The sequence below is a fragment of the Proteus sp. NMG38-2 genome, assembly GCF_020640995.1.
Lineage (GTDB): Bacteria > Pseudomonadota > Gammaproteobacteria > Enterobacterales > Enterobacteriaceae > Proteus.
The window spans coordinates 486,440-507,134 of sequence record NZ_CP085481.1 but is presented as its reverse complement, the minus strand read 5'-3'; the positions used below and the strand labels follow the sequence as shown (position 1 = coordinate 507,134).

At 38.0% G+C, this 20,695-nt stretch carries 20 protein-coding genes; 14 read left to right on the top strand and 6 right to left on the bottom strand.

Annotated elements, in window-relative coordinates:
- Positions 1 to 172: 172 nt before the first annotated feature.
- Positions 173 to 757 carry a 16S rRNA (guanine(966)-N(2))-methyltransferase gene (gene rsmD, locus LG402_RS02490; protein WP_072069813.1) on the top strand — a complete coding sequence of 195 codons (585 nt, stop codon included), beginning with the start codon at positions 173 to 175 and terminating at the stop codon, positions 755 to 757.
- Between the two features lie 17 nt (positions 758 to 774).
- Complete coding sequence (locus tag LG402_RS02485) at positions 775 to 1,071, top strand: DUF1145 family protein (RefSeq protein WP_109409225.1); 297 nt, start codon at positions 775 to 777, stop codon at positions 1,069 to 1,071.
- An 80-nt stretch (positions 1,072 to 1,151) separates the two neighbouring features.
- Here LG402_RS02485 and LG402_RS02480 read toward each other — a convergent pair whose 3' ends face one another.
- Positions 1,152 to 1,538 (bottom strand): DUF2500 family protein, encoded by a 387-nt coding sequence (locus tag LG402_RS02480; RefSeq protein ID WP_208105130.1) that lies wholly within the window; start codon positions 1,536 to 1,538, stop codon positions 1,152 to 1,154.
- A 147-nt stretch (positions 1,539 to 1,685) separates the two neighbouring features.
- Here LG402_RS02480 and LG402_RS02475 point away from each other — a divergent pair, with 147 nt between their 5' ends.
- The gene (locus tag LG402_RS02475; RefSeq protein WP_166539736.1) at positions 1,686 to 2,312 is read left to right on the top strand and encodes a lysoplasmalogenase; all 627 of its coding nucleotides are present in this window, start codon (positions 1,686 to 1,688) and stop codon (positions 2,310 to 2,312) included.
- Positions 2,313 to 2,492: 180 nt separating this feature from the next.
- Entirely contained in the window at positions 2,493 to 4,904 is a 2,412-nt protein-coding gene (locus tag LG402_RS02470) for a zinc/cadmium/mercury/lead-transporting ATPase (RefSeq protein ID WP_227336370.1), read from the top strand.
- Between the two features lie 89 nt (positions 4,905 to 4,993).
- Here LG402_RS02470 and tusA read toward each other — a convergent pair whose 3' ends face one another.
- Complete coding sequence (gene tusA / locus LG402_RS02465; protein WP_166539734.1) at positions 4,994 to 5,248, bottom strand: sulfurtransferase TusA; 255 nt, start codon at positions 5,246 to 5,248, stop codon at positions 4,994 to 4,996.
- Between the two features lie 205 nt (positions 5,249 to 5,453).
- On the opposite strand from tusA, the gene LG402_RS02460 reads away from it, so the two are divergent.
- The 4 genes from LG402_RS02460 to LG402_RS02445 all read left to right on the top strand — a co-directional run bounded on the left by LG402_RS02460 (position 5,454) and on the right by LG402_RS02445 (position 8,801).
- A complete protein-coding gene (locus tag LG402_RS02460; protein ID WP_109409221.1) occupies positions 5,454 to 6,128 on the top strand; it encodes a 7-cyano-7-deazaguanine/7-aminomethyl-7-deazaguanine transporter in 675 nt (224 codons plus the stop codon).
- Between the two features lie 365 nt (positions 6,129 to 6,493).
- A complete protein-coding gene (locus LG402_RS02455; protein ID WP_227336369.1) occupies positions 6,494 to 7,597 on the top strand; it encodes a glycerol dehydrogenase in 1,104 nt (367 codons plus the stop codon).
- A 59-nt stretch (positions 7,598 to 7,656) separates the two neighbouring features.
- Positions 7,657 to 8,220: a hypothetical protein gene (locus tag LG402_RS02450; protein WP_227336368.1), complete on the top strand. Its 564-nt coding sequence runs from the start codon at positions 7,657 to 7,659 to the stop codon at positions 8,218 to 8,220.
- A complete protein-coding gene (locus tag LG402_RS02445; RefSeq protein WP_227336935.1) occupies positions 8,181 to 8,801 on the top strand; it encodes a phosphoenolpyruvate-utilizing N-terminal domain-containing protein in 621 nt (206 codons plus the stop codon). Before LG402_RS02450 ends, LG402_RS02445 begins: the two co-directional genes overlap by 40 nt.
- A gap of 180 nt (positions 8,802 to 8,981) precedes the next feature.
- On the opposite strand, the gene glpC is transcribed toward LG402_RS02445, so the two are convergent.
- From glpC to glpA, 3 genes are read right to left on the bottom strand one after another with little or no spacing between them, the layout of a single operon-like run.
- The gene (gene glpC, locus LG402_RS02440) at positions 8,982 to 10,175 is read right to left on the bottom strand and encodes an anaerobic glycerol-3-phosphate dehydrogenase subunit GlpC (protein WP_109409219.1); all 1,194 of its coding nucleotides are present in this window, start codon (positions 10,173 to 10,175) and stop codon (positions 8,982 to 8,984) included.
- Positions 10,172 to 11,479, bottom strand: coding sequence for a glycerol-3-phosphate dehydrogenase subunit GlpB (gene glpB / locus LG402_RS02435; RefSeq protein WP_166539731.1), 1,308 nt, complete (start codon positions 11,477 to 11,479; stop codon positions 10,172 to 10,174). Before glpB ends, glpC begins: the two co-directional genes overlap by 4 nt.
- Positions 11,469 to 13,127 carry an anaerobic glycerol-3-phosphate dehydrogenase subunit A gene (gene glpA / locus LG402_RS02430; RefSeq protein WP_198624321.1) on the bottom strand — a complete coding sequence of 553 codons (1,659 nt, stop codon included), beginning with the start codon at positions 13,125 to 13,127 and terminating at the stop codon, positions 11,469 to 11,471. Before glpA ends, glpB begins: the two co-directional genes overlap by 11 nt.
- 380 nt (positions 13,128 to 13,507) lie before the next feature.
- On the opposite strand from glpA, the gene glpT reads away from it, so the two are divergent.
- The 6 genes from glpT (at position 13,508) to LG402_RS02400 (ending at position 18,967) form a co-directional block, all read left to right on the top strand.
- The gene (glpT, locus tag LG402_RS02425) at positions 13,508 to 14,860 is read left to right on the top strand and encodes a glycerol-3-phosphate transporter (RefSeq protein WP_166539730.1); all 1,353 of its coding nucleotides are present in this window, start codon (positions 13,508 to 13,510) and stop codon (positions 14,858 to 14,860) included.
- 134 nt (positions 14,861 to 14,994) lie between these two features.
- Positions 14,995 to 16,074, top strand: coding sequence for a glycerophosphodiester phosphodiesterase (gene glpQ, locus LG402_RS02420; RefSeq protein WP_109409216.1), 1,080 nt, complete (start codon positions 14,995 to 14,997; stop codon positions 16,072 to 16,074).
- Positions 16,075 to 16,338: 264 nt separating this feature from the next.
- A complete protein-coding gene (locus LG402_RS02415; RefSeq protein ID WP_072069826.1) occupies positions 16,339 to 16,896 on the top strand; it encodes a LemA family protein in 558 nt (185 codons plus the stop codon).
- 35 nt (positions 16,897 to 16,931) lie between these two features.
- Positions 16,932 to 18,005 carry a hypothetical protein gene (locus LG402_RS02410; protein WP_109409215.1) on the top strand — a complete coding sequence of 358 codons (1,074 nt, stop codon included), beginning with the start codon at positions 16,932 to 16,934 and terminating at the stop codon, positions 18,003 to 18,005.
- Positions 18,006 to 18,014: 9 nt separating this feature from the next.
- On the top strand, positions 18,015 to 18,557 hold the full coding sequence (locus tag LG402_RS02405) for a LemA family protein (protein WP_166539729.1): 543 nt from the start codon (positions 18,015 to 18,017) through the stop codon (positions 18,555 to 18,557).
- On the top strand, positions 18,554 to 18,967 hold the full coding sequence (locus LG402_RS02400; protein ID WP_166539728.1) for a hypothetical protein: 414 nt from the start codon (positions 18,554 to 18,556) through the stop codon (positions 18,965 to 18,967). Before LG402_RS02405 ends, LG402_RS02400 begins: the two co-directional genes overlap by 4 nt.
- A gap of 43 nt (positions 18,968 to 19,010) precedes the next feature.
- Here the strand turns inward: LG402_RS02400 and epmA are convergent, their stop codons facing one another.
- Complete coding sequence (gene epmA, locus LG402_RS02395; RefSeq protein ID WP_109409212.1) at positions 19,011 to 19,988, bottom strand: elongation factor P--(R)-beta-lysine ligase; 978 nt, start codon at positions 19,986 to 19,988, stop codon at positions 19,011 to 19,013.
- Positions 19,989 to 20,695 lie beyond the last annotated feature (707 nt).

The following is a 20,695-nucleotide window of genomic DNA, read 5'->3' as shown; positions in this document are numbered from 1 at the left end:
ATAATAATGAAGTCTATCATTTGATCATGGATAAACGCATCTTTTATACGAATTTTATGGTAAATTATTCCGGATTAAATCAAGGGAAGTCATCAAGATATCAAGAGACACTGATCCCTTATTCCAAAAGACACTCCAGAAATCACGTTTAAACGATATAAATCAAAATAATATGGCCAAAAAACCACAAAAAGCCCCAATGGGACAAATTAGAATAATTGGGGGTAAATGGCGTGGTCGTAAACTTCCTGTTCTCGATAGTCAAGGATTACGACCAACAACCGATAGAGTGAAAGAAACGCTCTTTAATTGGCTTATGCCCATCATCCAAGATGCTCGCTGTCTCGACTGTTTTGCTGGTAGTGGTGGCTTGGGAATTGAGGCTCTTTCTCGCTATGCTCGTGAAACCACTTTTATCGAATATGAGCGTCCTGTTGCCCAACAAATTACTGCAAATTTAGCCTTACTTAATGCTGATAATGGACATGTTATTCAAGACAGCGCATTATCCTTTCTCGCAAAACAAGGCACGCCTTATAATGTCGTTTTCTTAGATCCTCCTTTTCATAAAGGCATGTTGTCTGACACTGTCCAATTATTAGAAAATAACGGTTGGTTAGCGCAAGATTGCTATATTTATATTGAGGAAGAAGTTAAAGCACAGACTTATACACTGCCAATCCATTGGACATTGCATAGAGAGAAGATCGCAGGGCAAGTTGCGTATCGCCTTTATATTCGCAGTTTATCTGCTTAATTTTTTATGGAGTTGTTATGTTAATCTTTTTTGGCCGATTTTTGATGGTCGGCGTTTGGGGCTTTCTATTTTTAAATATTATTTCCCCTTTTCCTAAACCATTAAAATACTTTATGGATATTGCATTGATTTTTATGGTAATTATGCATGGATTACAAATTGTCATGTATAAAGCAGGGCAACCTAAAGATCAAAAACCCTCCACTGGATTGCAATTTCGTATTTTCTTCTTTGGTATTTTTGAATTATTAAAAATACAAAAAGAATTACGAAAAGAATACGAAGAAAAACAGAAAAATAAAACAAAACAATAGCTGTGATCTTCGTATACCCTCGCAATTATCTGGGGTTACCCATCTACCCCAGAGCTTGCCAATCTTATAAATACTTTCGCTTATTTATTATTTTGCTCATCGATTGGCATATCTGTTTCAAACTGTACAAAACGACTGCCTTGCATAAATAAACGTCCTTTCATTTTAGGTTCGATATTTTGATAAGATGATTTATCAATATTCAAGAGCAAATCTTTACGTTCATCAGTGGTTAAACGAAAGGTCACTTGATAATAATGAGTTGTTTCTGGGCCATTCACATCATTTTCTCTTGAGCGTCGTTCATTAGCCACAATTTCTTTTTTATCAATGACTTCAACCATATAAAGTTTTACAGGTGAGTTATCGTCACTTATTCGTTGTTTTCGCTGTTCAAAAAAACGATAAGTTGCCGATGCGATAATTATAATCAGTACTGCAATACCAATAATCGCTGCTTTATTCATTACATTAATTCCTATCGTTATATGGATTAAAAAGTAGTGTGCTTTATATTATTTTAATAAGTCCGTCAGTTTCGTCATTAACCGCTATTCTTAAATTAAGCTTTCTGTTATGAATAATAAAACAGTTCTGAATATAAGGAAGATATTATGAGTTGGCCTTTTCTCGCGGTATTATTCTCCGGATGGCTTTATATTGATGCGGCATATCGTGGGCCGAATTGGCAACGATGGTTATTCCGTCCTATCACACTACTTCTTTTATTACTTTGGGCATGGCAAGTTCCCGAACACAACATTAATAGCTACCTGATTGTTGGTGCGTTATTAGCGACACTACTTTCTGATATCCTAAGAATATTTGATGGTAAGTATTTACTACCATCTTTCGCATTGATTTTTCTAAGCTACATTCTTTATATGGTGAGTTTTTTACTCCCATTACAACTCTCATTTTATCTTCCTTTACTTGGGTTCGTTATTCTTGCTTTCATTATCATTTTAGCCATTGTTTGGACTAAGCTCGATAAATTAGCTATTCCAGCCTCCCTAACTTTATTAGCTGCATTTGCTATGTTCTGGGTGGCTGGTGAAAAATTCTTCTACTTAAGCAATGATTACAACTTATCAGTGATGATCGGATCATTATTGTTAGTGATTGCTTACTCAATATGGTTAATCAACCGATTCCGCTTCTCATTTTCAGCCTCAAAAGGGCTTGTCAGTGCCTGTTATTTTATTGGGCATTTCTTTATTGTTAGAGCCTTATTCCTTTAGTTTTCATCAACCCCTTGGTTTAAATATTTAAATCAAGGGGTTAGACTTCTAATTTAATTCGCACTTTTTGCCAATTAATTTCTGTCGCACATCTTGACTCTGGACTCTACTCCAAGCTGTAAAGTACTTATCAAATAAATGATTTTAGAACTTTACTTCGTTGAACAAGGAGAGCCAGTTATGACTAAACATGCTCATCAACACGATAATCATAAACATACCGATGCTTGTTGCTCAAGTTCTCAATGCTGTTCAGGCCACTCAGAGAATAGTACGCACTCACATACTGAAAGTGGACATTCTCATACCAAGATAGACAAAAGTGATCCTGAATGTGAGGATGAGCATCATCACGGACACTCCCACGAACATGATCACCAACATGATCATGATGGACACGATCATAACCATGATGGGCATAACCATGCTCATGGAAGCTGTGATATCAACGCTCCTGTTTCTAACATTGAGCCAGAAAAAGTTGCACAACAACGCTTTAGTTGGAAAGTACAAGGAATGGATTGCCCAAGTTGCGCTCAAAAAATTGAAACCGCAGCACTCAAAGTCACAGGTGTAAAACAAGCAAAAGTGCTTTTTGCCACTGAAAAACTGGTCGTTGATGCGGATAGTGATTTACGCGCTGATGTCATTGCCGCCATTAACAGTGCAGGCTTTGAGCTTTTTGACCTATCTTCACCTCAATCTCAAAAAGTGGCTAAGCAAAGCCTCTTAAAAGAAAGTTCATTTGTTATTGTATTGGCGCTTTTAATGGCGATTAGCTGGGGTACAGAATTTATTGATCCTCAAGCGGGTCGTGCAGCCTTTATCGCAACAACTTTAATTGGTTTATTCCCCATTGTGAAAAAGTCCTTACAACTTATTCGCAGTGGCACACCATTTGCTATCGAAACATTAATGAGCGTTGCTGCAATTGGTGCGCTATTTATTAATGCTACCGAAGAAGCAGCAATGGTTATTTTGCTGTTTATGATTGGTGAGATGTTAGAGTCTTACGCTGCAGGTCGTGCTCGTCGTGGTGTAAGTGCATTAATGGCACTAGTGCCAGAAGAAGCAACATTAATCAAAGATGGCAAAAAACAAACAGTTCCTGTTGCGCAACTGCGCCCTGGCGATATTATCGAAATCGCCCCAGGTTCACGTTTGCCAACAGATGCTGAATTAGTCAGTACATTTGCAAGTTTTGATGAAAGTGCATTAACCGGTGAATCTGTACCAGTAGAGCGTTTGCAAGGCGAAAAAGTGGCTGCAGGTTGTTTATCTGTTGATAGATCAGTGCAAATGAAAGTGGTATCTGAACAAGGGCAAAATGCTATTGACCGTATTTTGCAATTGATTGAAGAAGCTGAAGAGCGTAGAGCGCCAATTGAACGCTTTATTGACCGTTTTAGCCGTTACTATACACCTGCGATTATGTTGTTCTCTGCGCTGGTTATTATTGTACCACCATTGTTGTTCTCACAACCTTGGGAAACATGGATTTATCGCGGCTTAACACTATTATTGATTGGTTGTCCTTGTGCTTTAGTTATCTCAACACCCGCGGCTATCACTTCAGCATTAGCGGCAGCAACTAAACGCGGAGCACTGATCAAAGGTGGCGCAGCATTAGAACAATTGGGTACAGTTAATACTATCGCACTAGATAAAACTGGCACATTAACAGAAGGGAAACCTCAAGTTACTGACGTTGTAGCTGAAACCGGGTTTAATGAAAAAGATGTCCTAACTTTTGCATCATCCGTAGAAATTGGCTCTCATCACCCATTAGCAAAAGCTATTATCAATAAGGCGCAAGAAAACGGTGTGCTTGTTGTTGAGGCTGAAGATCGTAAAGCCTTAGCGGGCAAAGGCATTGAAGGTTATTTAAATAGCCAACATATTCTAGTGAGTGCGCCTGCTCAGTTATCAGATAACACATCGCTCTCTTCTCAGTGGCAACAAGAAGTTGCACGCCTTGAAGATGAAGGTAAAACCGTGGTTGTTGTATTAAAAGAGAGTCAGCTTATCGGTGTTATTGCTATGCAAGATACCTTACGCAATGATGCTGTTGAATCAATGAAGTTATTGAAAGAGATGAACATCAATGCCGTTATGCTAACGGGTGATAATCCAAGAGCAGCCGCGGCTATTGCGAAAAAACTGGGTATGGATTTCCGAGCAGGATTGCTACCTGAAGATAAAGTGACTTCAGTAATGGAAATCAGTAAAACACATAACACAATGATGGTGGGTGATGGTATCAATGATGCGCCAGCAATGAAGGCTGCAACTATTGGTGTTGCAATGGGAAGCGGTACTGACGTTGCACTTGAAACGGCTGATGCAGCCTTGACACATAATCGCTTAACGGGCTTACCTGAAATTATTAAGCTATCTCGTGCGACACGTAAAATCATCCGTGAAAACATTACGATAGCACTTGGTTTAAAAGCGATATTTTTAGTAACAAGCTTATTAGGAATTACAGGACTTTGGGTTGCTGTTCTTGCTGACTCCGGCGCAACAGCACTGGTTACAGCCAATGCAGTAAGACTATTAAGAGTAAAAATTAACGCCTCACATAAAGAGTAAGCACGTTAAAATAACAAAACCCAAACCTCAGTTAATCTGGAGTTTGGGTTATTTTTTAGCGTTAAGATTAGCAATATTTACAGCATAAATTACAAATTGCTCTCTTTTTTACGAATAAGATAACGATATGGTGCAGATTGTATCTCTTGATTTAATAAATCATGTTCCATAAAACGGCAAAATCCTGGAATATCACGCACAGTCGCAGGATCATCAGCAATCACTAATAACGTCTCACCTAATGCCATATTTCTTATGGTTTTACGCACTAACATCACAGGCTCTGGGCAACGTAGCCCTAGCGTATCTAATGTTTTAGTTGCATCGTCAAATTGAGCATTCATTCTATTAACCATTTTTCTTACACTGACAGATGCTATTATTATATCTCTCTTTCGTGTTCACATCACGGCACATTAAACGCAAGGGAATTTTCCCCAACCTTTGCTTTTGTTGCGCAACCAGCGTATTATGCGCATCCTCTCATTTAAGAGAGAAATCACTGTTTTATTGGGTTCCCTCACCCCAATCACTAAAAAGGTACAATTTATGTATACGTTTACTCCCCGCCAAAAAGCGGTGGCGCTGTTATGGCTTTCTTTGTTCCACATCTTGATAATTACCTCTAGTAACTATCTTGTGCAGTTACCTATCTCCATTTTTGGTTTCCATACCACTTGGGGTGCCTTTACCTTTCCGTTTATTTTTCTGGCAACAGATCTAACGGTTCGTATTTATGGCGCACCACTTGCCAGACGCATTATTACCGCTGTTATGCTACCTGCATTGGCAATTTCTTACCTGATCTCAACGCTTTTTTTCCAAGGCAGTTGGCAGGGATTTGCCTCATTAGCTGATTTTAATATCATGGTGGCAAGAATTGCGACAGCAAGCTTTATGGCTTATGTGTTAGGTCAAATCATGGATGTGTCTGTCTTTAATCGTTTAAGACAACAACAAAAATGGTGGGTTGCGCCAAGTGCAGCAATGTTCTTTGGTAATTTACTCGACACACTGGCCTTCTTCTTTATTGCGTTTTACCGCAGCACTGACGCCTTTATGGCAGAAAATTGGGTAGAAATCGCCTTAGTGGACTATGTGTTTAAATTAACCATTTGTATGCTGTTTTTCTTGCCTGCTTATGGCGTTCTATTGAATTTCATTTTGCGTCACTTTTTCGCACAAGAAAATCAAAAACAAGATTATGCTGAGATCCGTTCATAATCAGGCACACCTCGCAAAATAATAATGAAATTAATGTCATTATTCCAATAATAAAGCTTCATAACTCAATTTTATGAAGCTTTATTCTGATTAAAATGTTTTATTATTTAATGTAAATATTTCATACCGTAATTAATTAGCGTGATTAGTTAAACAACTCACAAAATATTGCTTAAATATCATTATTACTATGTTTTTTGCATGCTAATATAAAATCTATTAATTATTTACAATAAATTATTTTATTCACCTATTAAACTGTTAATGTATTCTTGGATCGTCTCCATATTGTTATATGTCTGTTGGGATGACGAGCCCCACCATAAGGATTTTTTACTCTCTTTTGCGAATAGTAGGAGTCTATTATGTTAAAAGTTATTCAATCCCCCGCTAAATATATTCAAGGGCCTGATGCGTTATTTCATATTGGTAAGTACGCGAAGCCTTTTGGCAATAGAGCATTGATTATTGCTGATAAATTTGTCATGGAATTAGTCGGCAATACCGTTAAAGACAGTATGTCTCAATATGAAGTGAATGGGCACTTTGAACTGTTTAATGGTGAGTGTACACATAACGAAATTAATCGTTTATCCGAACTCTCAAAAGCCCAAGCATCGCTTGTGATCATCGGCGTTGGTGGTGGTAAAACACTCGATACCGCCAAGGCTGTTGCTTATAAATGCCAGCTCCCAGTCGTGATATCCCCTACCATTGCCTCTACTGATGCGCCAACCAGCGCCCTTTCTGTTATTTATACAGAACTCGGTGCATTTGATAGTTATCTATTTTACCCAACCAACCCTGATGTGGTTGTTATGGATACTAATGTTATCGCTTCTGCGCCTGCCCGTTTATTAGTTGCAGGTATGGGGGATGCTTTAGCGACTTACTTTGAAGCGAGAGCCTGTAGCAACGCACAAAAACAAACTATGGCAGGGGGTAAGTCAACGCTTGCAGCACTTGCTTTGGCTGAACTTTGCTATAACACTCTTTTAGAAGATGGCTATAAAGCAAAACTGTCGGTTAGCCGAGGAGTTTGTACAACGGCTGTCGAAAATATTATCGAAGCCAATACATTCCTAAGTGGTATTGGTTTCGAAAGTGCGGGCCTTGCTGCGGCTCATGCCATCCATAATGGATTTACTGCACTAGAAGAGTGTCACCATATGTATCATGGCGAAAAAGTTGCCTTTGGTACATTAGTGCAATTAGTGTTAGAAAATAGCCCATTAGAAGAATTAGAAGAGTTTCTCGACTTCTGTATTTTAGTGGGATTACCTGTCACCTTAGAAGAATTGGGTATCAATACCACAGGCGATGAGCTGAATGAAAAAATCATGGCAGTGGCTGAGTTAAGTTGTGCTGAAGGAGAGACAATTTATAACATGCCGTTTGATGTTGATTCAGATAAGGTTTACGCCGCAATTTTAACTGCCGACCAATTAGGACGGGAATGGCTTTATTAAAGCCTGAGTAAACAGGGAGTCTTTATCTCCCTGTTTGTATTCATAAAAAAGGGTGCTTTATGGTCAGTATCGTATTAGTTTCAAAAAGCCTTACGCTTGCCAATGGTATAAAAGAACTCGTTAATCAGACTGTAGATCGCCAAGTAAAAATTGCCATTGCGACCAATAATCAAACACCTTTAGATCTCACAAATGAAGTGTCTCCAGAAACTATACTCACAGCAATCAAAAAGTGTTATAGCAAGCAAGGTGTACTCGTTTTACTCGATACTTATCACTCAGCGCAAAATGCCGCACTTGCAATCGCAAATCTCGAACATGCCGTTGCAGCAAATGTAGCACTAAGCTCTGCTCCTATTGTTGAGGGAACACTAGCGGCAGCCAATAGCATTGCGCTCGGCGCTTCCCTTGAAGAAGCAGAAAAAGCAGCACATAAAACCATTACGATAAAGAAACTTCAATTAGGGGAAAATCTCCCTAACTTTAACATTCACCCCAAAAATACCAATTACGAACCTATTAGAATTATCACAGCGCCTGTTTGGCTCTACCCTTATCATCGCTTTGTTATCCCTAGAAAAAAATATCTTCTCATTTATTACTCGAAGAGCAGAAACGCTTAGTTAAAGCGATTGAGCGTTCAAAAAAAGATATAGACTGGTTAACCGAAGAAACCTATCGCAAGATTGGCGAGCAATATACTCATATTTTTTCTAGTCATCGTTTCTTATTAGAAAATGCAGAATTACAACTAACTGTATGTAGCATGATAAGTAAACATCACTGTAATGCTGAGTTTGCCCTACAACAGACATTTATTGATTTAATAGATACTTATGCACAAATGGATGATGATAATATGCGTGCCAGAGAAAGTGATTTAGATGATATTTTATCTCGATTACTACGCTATTTGACGTCAGCACCACCACCAATAACGCCTCCTCCTTATCCGAATGCTATTCTAGTGACAAAACAACTTCATCCATCAACATTAATCGCACTTGATACCCATAAAATTAAAGGGATTTTATTAAGTCATGGGAATCCACTATCTAACACAACCGTATTAGCGAATGCATTAGATATCCCCATTATTAATGAGGCAGGAAAACAGGCATTATCGCTGACTGATGGGCAAAATATCACACTTAAAAAAGTCCAAAATATTTGGCTTTATCAAAACACCTATATCTCTCATTAAAAATAAAAGTATTTAAATAACCTGTGCTACACAATATCAGGTTATTTAATTTCCTTAATTTCTTATATTTCACATGTTTTTTAATAAGAATAAAAAAAGGGAATAAAAGATCCTCTTTTACTCCCTAGCTGCTTGCTATCTTAGTAATCAATTACTTTTTTATTATCTAATAGGCAATACTTATAATGCTCTTGCCAATAAACTAATGGGGTGTTCACATTTTTTCGTTGTTGACATTTCTATTTGCCATTTACAAGTTTCACAGTCTGTAATAACTAAATCACAACCACTCTCTTCAATTTGACGGAATAAGCCCGCACCAATGCCTTGAGCAACATCGTAATTTTCAGATTTAAAACCGTAAGTTCCGGCAATACCACAGCATTGAGAATCAAGAACAATCACCTCAACACCAGGGATACGTTTAATTAAATCAATGGAATATGCCGTCCATCCCATTTTTTCCATATGACAAGGGGTGTGATATGCCACTTTTAACGGGGTATGTTTCAGTGGTAATTCACGCCCCTCTTCTAGTAAGCGATAAATATAACGTGTCGCTAATTCGATATTTTCACGTACTTTTGATGTATCAACATCAAGGATATGTTCATACTCATCACGAATAGTGAAGGTACAGGTTGATGATGTTGCAACAACAGGAATATTGTTTTCAACAATTTTTTCTGTCAGCGATTCGAGGTTCACAGCGGCTTGTTTTTTGGCTTGTTTAACAAAACCATTCGCAATTAATGCAACACCACAGCATTTTTCGCGTTTTAATAACTGAACGCCAATCTCCATTTTGTTGAATACTTTAACTAAATCTTTCCCTAATTGCGGGTGGTTATAGTTAGCATAACAACCATGGAAGAAGGCAACTTGATCTTTAAAGCGCGCCTGCTCTTCAACCTGTTTTTTCATCCATGTTCTAAATGTACCAAAAGAGTATTTTGGTAATTCACGACGATGGTCGATTTTAAGCGCTTTATCCAAGATTTTACGGACTGGTTTTAATCCGGTAATAGTATTTACTATCGGCGCCATTGGCGTTGATAATGTTCCCATTAAATCCGTATGACTTAAAATAGCATCCCGAATCTTAGGTGTTTTGGTGTTGTAGTTCAGTTTCGCACGCGAAATAATATCACCAATTTTTACATCTGACGGACATGCAACTTCACAACGCTTACAGTTAGTGCAATATTTCAATGCTTCATCATAAAGCATCGGATCTTTCAAGCGTAAACGCTCACCATCAGGGCCTGCTTGTTTAGGCCCAGGATAAAGTGGATTCACTTTTGCAACAGGGCAATAAGTTGTACAAACTGTACACTTAATGCAAGCTTCAAAACTGTTATCTTGTAAACTCATTGTGCTGCCTCCACAACCGCAGATGTGGTCTGTTCTGATTTATGATGCTGTAAAATTTGTTGCGCGGCATAAAGAGCGCTAATCATTGAAACACCCGCACCACAACCTTCATTTAGCGGATCAAATCCACCTAACACAGCGCCCACAGCATAAACATTGTCTAATACTTCACCATATTTCATGGGCCTTAATTGGCTATCGGTATTAACACCAAAGCGCATATAAGGCTGTTTCGCAAAGACATTCTCTTGTGTCCACTCATTACGAGGTAATGTCTCTAACAAATCCAGTTCCATTAAAGGCTCATAAACACGATCGAATTCGGCAATTAAGCCATTATTGAAAAAGCTTCCCGTTGCTAACACCACATGCTCACTGCGAATAGGAATATCAGTGTGATTTCTAGTATGAACGCCTGTAACAGTGTTACCCACTAAGTCAACTTCCTCCGCGCGATCACCAGGCATAATTAAACCACCCGCTTTTTGAAAACGCAGTTTTAATGCTTGATGTAGACGAATTCCTAATAGAGAAGGTGGCAATGTTGGTAATAGACAAATCGGTTTACCTACTAACTGTTGCAGTAATGTCACTGGCTCTTCAGCATCAAGCCCAATACATGCAGGTAAAATAATCGCCTCAACACTGTCATCAATGTGCTTTTTCAGTTCGTCAGCTAACGCTTGTGTGTTTTCTGGTTTATCTAAATAACGTGCAATATTAACTGCTCTAAATTCACTTGGATTATCACGCAATCTATCTAATAACGGTAAGTGGATATGATAAGGAATAGCTTCAACACCTTGCTCATTAAGCGTGTTGCTTGCAAATTGTGGCTGAAAATCTAAGAAACCTTCAATTCCTACCACAGCTAGTTTTTTCCACGGCAATGCTTTATCAATACCATGAATAGGAACTCGCATTGGACTCATCCAACTCATACGAGAGCGCCCTACTGGCGTAATACGATAATGGTTTTCATCACCATTACCTTGATACTCAAGACCACTTGTACTTGCCAACAATGCCTGAGCTTGTTCAATTAAAGTTGAAACTTGTATCTCACCAATACGGCTATACGGGTGTTTTGGCGCTAACTCTGCTAACGTTGCCAGTGCTTTTTTAGGCTGAGTCACCGCAGTTCCATCAGGTAGATGAGTTAATAAATCCAATGAACCTGATGAAAAATGCAACGCACTTTGACCATTACTAATGATTGCACAAGACTTACCGGCTTCGGCAAGACGAATACCAGCAGTTAATCCTGCCAGTCCGCTACCTATAATGATGACGTCAAATTTCATTATCTGCCTCCGCTGAAGCTGTTTTTTCAATCATATCTGCATCTAAACCACATAAACCTTGATAAACCCAACTGGTAAACTCACTTTCACGTAATGCATTGCCCCAAGCAATTGGTCGAATACCTTTCCAACGCTCATTCAGGAAATGAGCAAGTTGCTGCTCTGATTCATGAGGAGTAGTAACTTGTAAACGGTTTAATAATCCAGCGGCACGACAAGCACAGAGTTCACCTTGGCAAGTTCCCATACCCACACGAGTACGACGACGTAAATCAAGTAAGTTATTAACCGTTAAAGAGTTAACCGCATAGCGAACTTCAGCTGCCGTTACCGCTTCACATTCACATACTAAGCTTTTATCAATACGTTCATTGCTCAGTAATTTATTCGCTAAATCACCATGACGATAAACCGCTGAACCACGAATTGGTGCAGGTAATGAAACAACGCTACGTAATGCTTGCTCTGCTGATTGGCGAGAGCCAGGTAATGCCTCTTCTGCAGTAGTACATTTTGCAGAGACATTTAATTTCTCACAGATTTTATCTGTCGCCCATTCGGCCATTAAACGGTAAGTCATTAATTTACCGCCCGTAATGGTAATAAAGCCTTCTAATCCATCACGTTGCGCATGGTCGAGTAAAACAATACCACGGCTAACATTACGACCTGACGGATCATCATCACTTGCCACTAAAGGACGTACACCAGCATAAGCACGTAGAATTCGAGTTTGAGCCAGTTTTGGCGCTAACATTGAACCTTCACGAATAAGAATATCGACTTCTTCAGGGGTGACATACATATTGTCAATTTCATCGTAAGGTACGCGTGTTGAAGTTGTACCAATTAATGAAATCGTATCGCCAGGTACTAAAATATCGGCATCCGCAGGTTTACGACAACGGTTGATCACCATATTGTTAATACGATGACCCAAAATCAGTAATGCCCCTTTTGCTGGGAACATTCGAACTTTTAACTCACCGTATTCAGCAATTTTTTGTCCCCAAATACCGCCAGCATTCGCCACAATTTGTGCGCGAATTTCGTACATTCTTTTCGTTTGATGATCGTAAACTTTGACACCTTTAACACGATCACCTTCACGAATAAGACCAACGACTTCATGATAGGTCAGGACTTGTGCACCATGTTCGCGAGCATCTAACATATTTGCTGCGGTTAAACGAAACGGATCAACTGTGCCATCAGGTACTTTAACTGCACCGATTAGATTCGGATTAACAGAAGGCTCTAAGCGAATAGCTTCTTCGGGTGAAATCGCTTGAGCATCAATACCTGCAGCTTGGCAAGCTTGAATAAAAGTCTGTTGAAACTCTAAAGAATCTTCGGGTAGGGTAATAAAAAGGCCATCCGTCTTTTCTACACAATGACGAGCGACCCGTTTTAAGATCATATTCTCTTCAATACACTCACGCGCTGACTCAGGATCGGTTACTGCATAACGCGCACCACTGTGTAACAACCCATGATTTCGACCGGTTGCACCGGTTGCAATATCGTGTCTTTCAAGCAGGACGCAACGTAATCCACGGCGTGCACAGTCTCTTGCCATGCCTGCACCGGTTGCTCCTCCGCCAATAATAATGACATCAGTTTCTGTCACTGGTGAACCGCTCATCATAGAGATGCCCTCTCACATTACATTCAGCAAACGCTTAATTATTCTTTAGCGTTAATTATAGTGTATAAGATACACAAAAAGTGTGGTTAATGTTTGATAATGAGCAAAAACGAAAGAGAAACGCTCACAAGTGAAAAGTTAAAACCACATCTGTGATACTAATCACAAATTATTTAACAAAAAGTATTTGATAAAGTTAACATATCACTCAAAATTGCACATCTTGAAAAATTATTCGACAACTGAGTAATACCTCACAGTAAATTTGATTGTATAAGTTTACTATTAAGTTCGTTAAAGAAAATTTTTTGATAATTTCACTGTTCGTTTTGTCATTATTTAATATCAACATATTAAAATAAAAGCCATCGGAGGCTAATATGTTAAGTCTGTTTAGACCTGCGCCACATAAAGCGCGTTTGCCAAAAGAGCAGATAGATCCCGTCTATCGTCGCCTACGCTGGCAGATCTTTATGGGGATTTTCTTCGGTTATGCTGCTTATTATTTAGTAAGAAAAAACTTTGCGTTAGCAATGCCTTACCTCGTAGAAGAAGGTTTTTCTAAAGGTGACCTAGGTTTTGCTTTATCAGGGATCTCAATTGCTTATGGTTTCTCTAAGTTTATCATGGGCTCATTCTCTGACCGTGCTAACCCACGTTATTTCTTACCAGCAGGTCTTATTTTAGCGTCTGTAGTGATGCTATTTATGGGCTTTGTGCCATGGGCAACTTCGAGCATTATGGTAATGTTCGTTCTGTTGTTCCTTTGTGGTTGGTTCCAAGGTATGGGTTGGCCTCCTTGTGGACGTACCATGGTGCACTGGTGGTCACAGAAAGAACGTGGCGGTATCGTTTCAATTTGGAACTGTGCACATAACGTCGGTGGTGGTTTACCTCCGTTACTATTCTTATTAGGTATGGCGTGGTTTAACGACTGGAAAGCAGCGTTATATATGCCAGCAATTGCAGCAATTTTAGTTGCAATGATCGCATTCGCATTAATGCGCGATACCCCTCAATCATGTGGTTTACCTTCAATCGAAGAGTACAAAAACGACTATCCACCTGATTATAAGGAAACTGACGAACAAGAACTGACTGCAAAAGAAATCTTTATGAAGTATGTGTTCCCTAACAAACTTCTGTGGATGATTGCGATTGCGAACGTGTTCGTTTACTTACTACGTTACGGCGTGCTGGACTGGTCACCAACTTATCTGCGTGAAGTAAAACACTTCGCAATGGATAAATCATCATGGGCTTACTTCTTATACGAATACGCAGGTATTCCGGGCACACTGCTGTGTGGTTGGATGTCAGATAAAGTATTCAAAGGTAACCGTGGTGCAACAGGTGTGTTCTTCATGACCTTAGTTACTATCGCAACTATCGTATTCTGGATGAACCCAGCGGGTAACCCGAATGTTGATATGGCGTGTATGTTAATTATCGGTTTCTTAATCTACGGTCCTGTTATGTTGATTGGTCTGCATGCTCTTGAGCTTGCACCGAAAAAAGCAGCAGGTACAGCAGCAGGCTTTACCGGTCTATTCGGTTACTTAGGTGGTTCTGTTGCAGCGAGTGCTATCGTAGGTTACACAGTTGACTACTTCGGCTGGGATGGTGGCTTTATGGTCATGATCGGCGGTAGTGCACTGTCTGTTGTGTTATTACTTATCGTGATGGTTACTGAAACCAAACACAAACGTGAAATGCTTCAGAAGTACGAATAATCGCTAACTGATTATTTATGAAATTAGTTAAATCTCATCTCTAAAACCAAGCCACATCAACTGTTTTGATGTGGCTTTTTTATTGCCAACTGTACATAACTTTATTGTACGTAGAATTAAAATGGAGCTGCTTTATGAGTACATCTTTTAGAATAAAACCGTTAGTTGCAGGCGTTCTTTTAACTCTATCTTTAAGTGCAATCGCACAAGCGGCAAGCGATAAGGTTGTTATCGCTCACCGTGGTGCAAGTGGTTATTTGCCTGAACATACGCTTCCTGCCAAAGCATTAGCTTATGCCCAAGGCGCAGATTATCTAGAGCAAGACTTGGTGATGACCAAAGACAACGAATTAGTTGTTTTACATGACCACTATCTTGATCGTGTAACAGATGTGGCTGATCGTTATCCTGATAGAGCAAGAAAAGATGGCCGTTACTATGCTATCGATTTTACGCTTGAGGAAATTAAAGGGCTGAAATTTACCGAAGGTTTTGACATTGTTGATGGTAAAAAGGTCCAAAGTTACCCAAACCGTTTCCCTATGGGTAAATCGGATTTTCGTGTACATACTTTCCAAGAAGAAATTGAATTTATCCAAGGTCTAAACAAATCAACAGGCCAAGATATTGGTATTTACCCTGAAATTAAAGCACCTTGGTTTCATGAACAAGAAGGTAAAGACATTACCACCAAAGTGCTGGAAGTACTTAAACAGTACGGTTATACGAAAAAAACTGACAATGTTTATCTACAATCATTCGATGCTAACGACCTAAAACGCATCAAAACAGAATTAATGCCAAAAATGGGCATGGACTTAAAACTCGTTCAGTTAATTGCTTATACCGACTGGAATGAGACTTATGAGAAACAGCCTGACGGTACATGGACAAACTACAGCTATGAATGGATGTTTAAGCCGGGTGCAATGAAAGAGATTGCCACTTATGCTGATGGAATTGGCCCTGATTACCATATGTTAGTGGAAGAAAACTCAACGCCAGAAAAAATTACCTTAACGGGTATGTCTGCTGATGCTCATGCGAATAAATTGACCATTCATCCGTTTACTGTTCGTATTGATAAACTTCCTAAATACGCAAAAGATGGTGATCAACTTTACGACATCATTTATAACCAAGCGGGTGCAGAAGGTGTCTTTACAGACTTCCCTGATTTAGGGGTTAAGTTCTTACAAAAACAAGCTAAATAAATCATCGCATTTTATTTACGCTCTAAATAATTCAAGGTGCAGCTAGGCGACAAGTGAATGAGATACTAGGCATACATTAGTATGTGGTTAGTGCGAGTGAACACTGTCACCAATGCTGCAACTTGAAATAGGATATTTGCGCCCTTTCTGATTGTATATTTCTTCATCTTTATCTAAGTTACTCTAATAATTTAATTAAAAAACCAAAATAACTTTTTAAGTTAGCTATCATCATTTCTTAAATACTTAGAAGAAGGGATCACAATGACAATAATGGCCATTATTTTACTCGTTCTTATCGTTCTTTTTATTAGTTGGGGTATTTCAATTTATAACCGTCTTATTGCGACACGCAATCAAGTCAGTAATCAATTTGCAAACATTGATGTTATTTTAAAACAGAGAGCAGACCAAATTCCTCAATTAATGGCGGTAGCTGAAAAAGCAATGGAACACGAAAAAAGTGTATTTATTGCATTAAGCGACGCAAGACAACGCTACTTTAAAGCGCAAAATATTAATGAAAAAATCAGCGCATCAAATGAGATGAATACAGCACTACGAGGCATGATTGCCCTTGCTGAAAATTATCCGACGTTAATTTCTGGTGAACAATTAGCACTACTTCAAACCGGTGTTAGTGATGTAGAAAATAAAATTGCTCAACGTCGTGAAGGCTTTAATGATGCAACCACCAACTACAACACCGCAATAGAGATGTTTCCTGATAGCTTAATTGCTGGCCTTTTCCGCTTTGAACGCATGCAATTGTTAGAAATACCCAAAGAAGAAATGAAATTTGATGGTATTCATTTTAAATAACAATGAGTTAAATAACCGCATTAAGGATAATTGCAGTGTTAATTTATTTTTTTATCGGCTGTACCGTAGGTGCATTAATCTATTTTTTACGCAGTAAACGTGCTCAAAAAAAGAAGAACAACTTAGGTATTGTTCCCTTTTTAGGGATAGCGTTTGTGGCTGGAAATTATCTGTTTTTTTCGCGAGAAAATGGCCTTTATCCTAGCGGTGAAGACTCTGTTGTTAATCTTATCTCCTGTATTGCATTCGCTGTCATTTTGATATTTTCCTATGGTATTTCAAATCATATTGGAAATATTGGTGAAAAGGCGATAAAAAATTATCATCAATTACAAATGGAAGGTGAGTCTAAATTTTCAGCACTTATTAACACCGTATTTATTAGCCTTTTACTGCTCTGTTTAAGCTTTGGCTTTTTTATTGACCATAGATTGTTCTTTTTAAGTTTCGTTTTAATGTTCGTTTATCAAATTGCCAAAAAAACACCTGAAAAGCGTTTTTTACGTTTTCAAAAAATTCTAGCGACATCTAAAATTCGCTCTTTAGCCATTGGGCTGGTTGAAATTGAAGGCAAGATAACTGCGGGTAAAAAATTAACGAGTCGCCTAGGTAAAAAAGAGTGCTATGGCTACTGCTATTATGAATATGACATATCGACAGATAAAGAAGGTAAGAAAAGCTATCGCCAAACACTCTGTGACAAAAAGATCAACAATTTCACTATGACAGATGATACCGGCTCAGTTCAAATTCTTGCAGCTGATAAACCTTTAGTTCATCTTGGCATCGATCCTCACCAAGATCTGGAATATAACAATAAACGTTTTAAGGAGTACATTTTAGAAGCTGATACCACTTATTTATTGATAGGAAATGCAGAGCCTATCAATGATGAAGTTGTTATCACACATAATGCTCCTCACTATCTATTAGGTTTATCCCCACAAGATTATGTTGTTAGTTGGAACAAAGCACGCCCCTTTCGTCGTAACTCGGCTATCATCGTTATTATTGCTCTTTTTGTTATCTTATCCATTCTGGTGGTACCAATGGATTACCAAAACGGCATCCTAACACTTTATTTTAATAGCACCTCTTCATCTTGGTAATTGATTAATATGGAATGGCTTATTTTCATCATTTTTATTCTCGCTTTGGTTTATTTTTTAATACGCCAATTAGTGATGATTTATAACAACATGGTAATGCTAAAGAACAATTGCTATAAAGCCTTTGCAAATATTGATGTTTTATTAAAAAAACAAGCTGACTTGATCCCCATGTTGGTAGTAATTACACAAAAATCGATGGATCATGAGAAAATCTTATTTGAAAAATTAGCTGAAAATAGAGATCACTATTTACGCACTGATGTATTAGACCAAAAAGTTGATTTAGCAAATCAGTTATTACCTCAAATAAAAAAATCACTCATCATTGCTGAAAAATACCCTGAACTTATCAGCGGAAAAAATTTACATGTATTACAAGCACAAGCTAAAGAATTAGAAGAGTGTATTGCAGATAGACGTGAGTTCTTTAATCAATCCGTCACACTCTATAATACTGAAATACATATTTTCCCTAATGTATTGTTTAAATTGATTTTTAATTTTAAAGATATCCCTCTTTTCTATCCTAGTAGGGAGACAGATTTATGATAGAAATTCCTTTTTCATTTTTTGGTATTACCGATTGGATATTGGGTCTTGGTGATCCCATCATGATTATTATGCTTGCCACTTTTGGTACATTATTTTCAATGGCAATCATTTTGCCATTAATAAGTATCACTCCTTTAAAAAGATATATGCCACAAATTGCAGGTGGGTTATTTAGCTCGGTATTTGTCAGCTTAATGGTCTTGATTAGTTTTAATTTAATACTCGGTGTTAACTCTGCCTTAAAACTACTCTTAATCTGGTGGGTTATTTTATTTTCATGTATTACGTATTGGTTTATTAATTATCGCTATATGAAAGACGTAACCGGAAATAAATTTGCGAAGTTTCAAGAAAAAGCGCTTGAAGCAGAAGAAAAGCGAAGACAAAGCCGAAAATCAAAAAAATAAAAGAGAGCCTAAGCTCTCTTTTATTACGCTATCAATATCACGTTTATGCCCTGTAAACAGGAAATGCAATCACATCACTAAGACGCTCGACACCAAGAGCCAACATAATGAGACGATCGACACCTAAAGCAACACCAGAACACTCTGGTAATCCCGCTTCAAGGGCAGCTAAAAAACGCTCATCAATAGGTTGCTCAGGTAATCCCATTGCCACTCGCTGACGATTATCACGTTCAAAGCGATGACGTTGTTCTTGCGCATCCGTTAGCTCACGGAATCCATTCGCTAACTCCACACCTTTAAAATAGACTTCAAAACGTTCTGCAACACGGTGATCTTCTGAGCTAATTTCAGCTAATGACGCTTGTGACGCAGGAAAATGATAGATAAAGGTTGGTTTTTCTAAACCGATATGTGGCTCAACCCCAGAGACAAATAGCAATTGAAGCAGTGTATCTTTATCTTCTTCAGTCTCGGCAATATTTGATAAATCTAGTTTTGCAGCCACTTCACGTAATTTTTCTTTATCAACTGATAAAGGATCGATATCAAGATAGCGCAAGAATGCTTGTTGATAGGAGAGTGATTCTGATGCTTCACAATCTAACACTTCTTGCAATAAATCATCGACTTCATTCATCAACCGGTACATATCAAAACAAGGGCGATACCATTCTAGCATCGTAAATTCCGGATTATGATATCTACCGGCTTCCTCATTACGGAAGCAACGCCCCATTTGATAAATAGGCCCACTGTTTGCCGCTAATAGACGCTTCATGTGATATTCGGGGCTTGTCATCAAATAAAGCTTTAGCCCTTGTGAAGCACCTGGCCCGACAAATTGGGTTTCAAATGGGAAAAGATGAACATCGGTAACGGTAGCCTGACTCATCATAGGTGTTTCAACTTCTAACACACCACGATCAGCGAAAAAACGCCTAATATTACTGACTATTTTCGCCTTTTTCAGTAAGTTGGCGATTGAGGCGCTTGGCTGCCAATCCGCGATATCACTCATGAACGAAAAACTCCAACAGAAAACAAAGCGTGCAGTTTACTCGCATCCTCCTCAACAGACAAATTTCTCCCTAATAAAGAGGCGTTTCATTTTATGTTTATTCATTATCTTTATGGTTTTTTAAGTAAAAACACATAAGACAAATAAATATAATTCTACAAAACATCTACTTTAAGGCACTTTTTATCGTCGAAATAAACATCAATCTAATGTACCAAAGACAACTCGTTAACTATTATTTTATAATAAAAGTAAATTGTAATAATTCTTTTTCTCAATTACGAATAACAATAAACTAACACAATGCTTATATTTGAATAGCCAATCTCATTTTAACTTCAACGTTAACTTTCTATTTAAATTTGCGTATTTTGACGAGTATTAAAAACCTTTAGAAATATTATTAATATTTTATTAACAATTAACAAGACAAACCGATTTGTTTTAGATAAATAGTAAAAAATTTATTTTAATTTTCAGAATGATTTTTTATTAATTTAAATTAGCCAAAGGAAAAGTAAAAACTTTTACTCTTTAAAATCAATAAATAACAAAAAAACCTTGTCATTTTCAATTAAAGTTATCTATACTTTAAAAACAGATTATTCATTACTATTTATAATTTTCAATTTAAAAAAATATATTCTATTTTACCCTCAAGTTTATCTGGGCTCTTATTATCAAAACCCAGAATTCTTGGCTTGGAT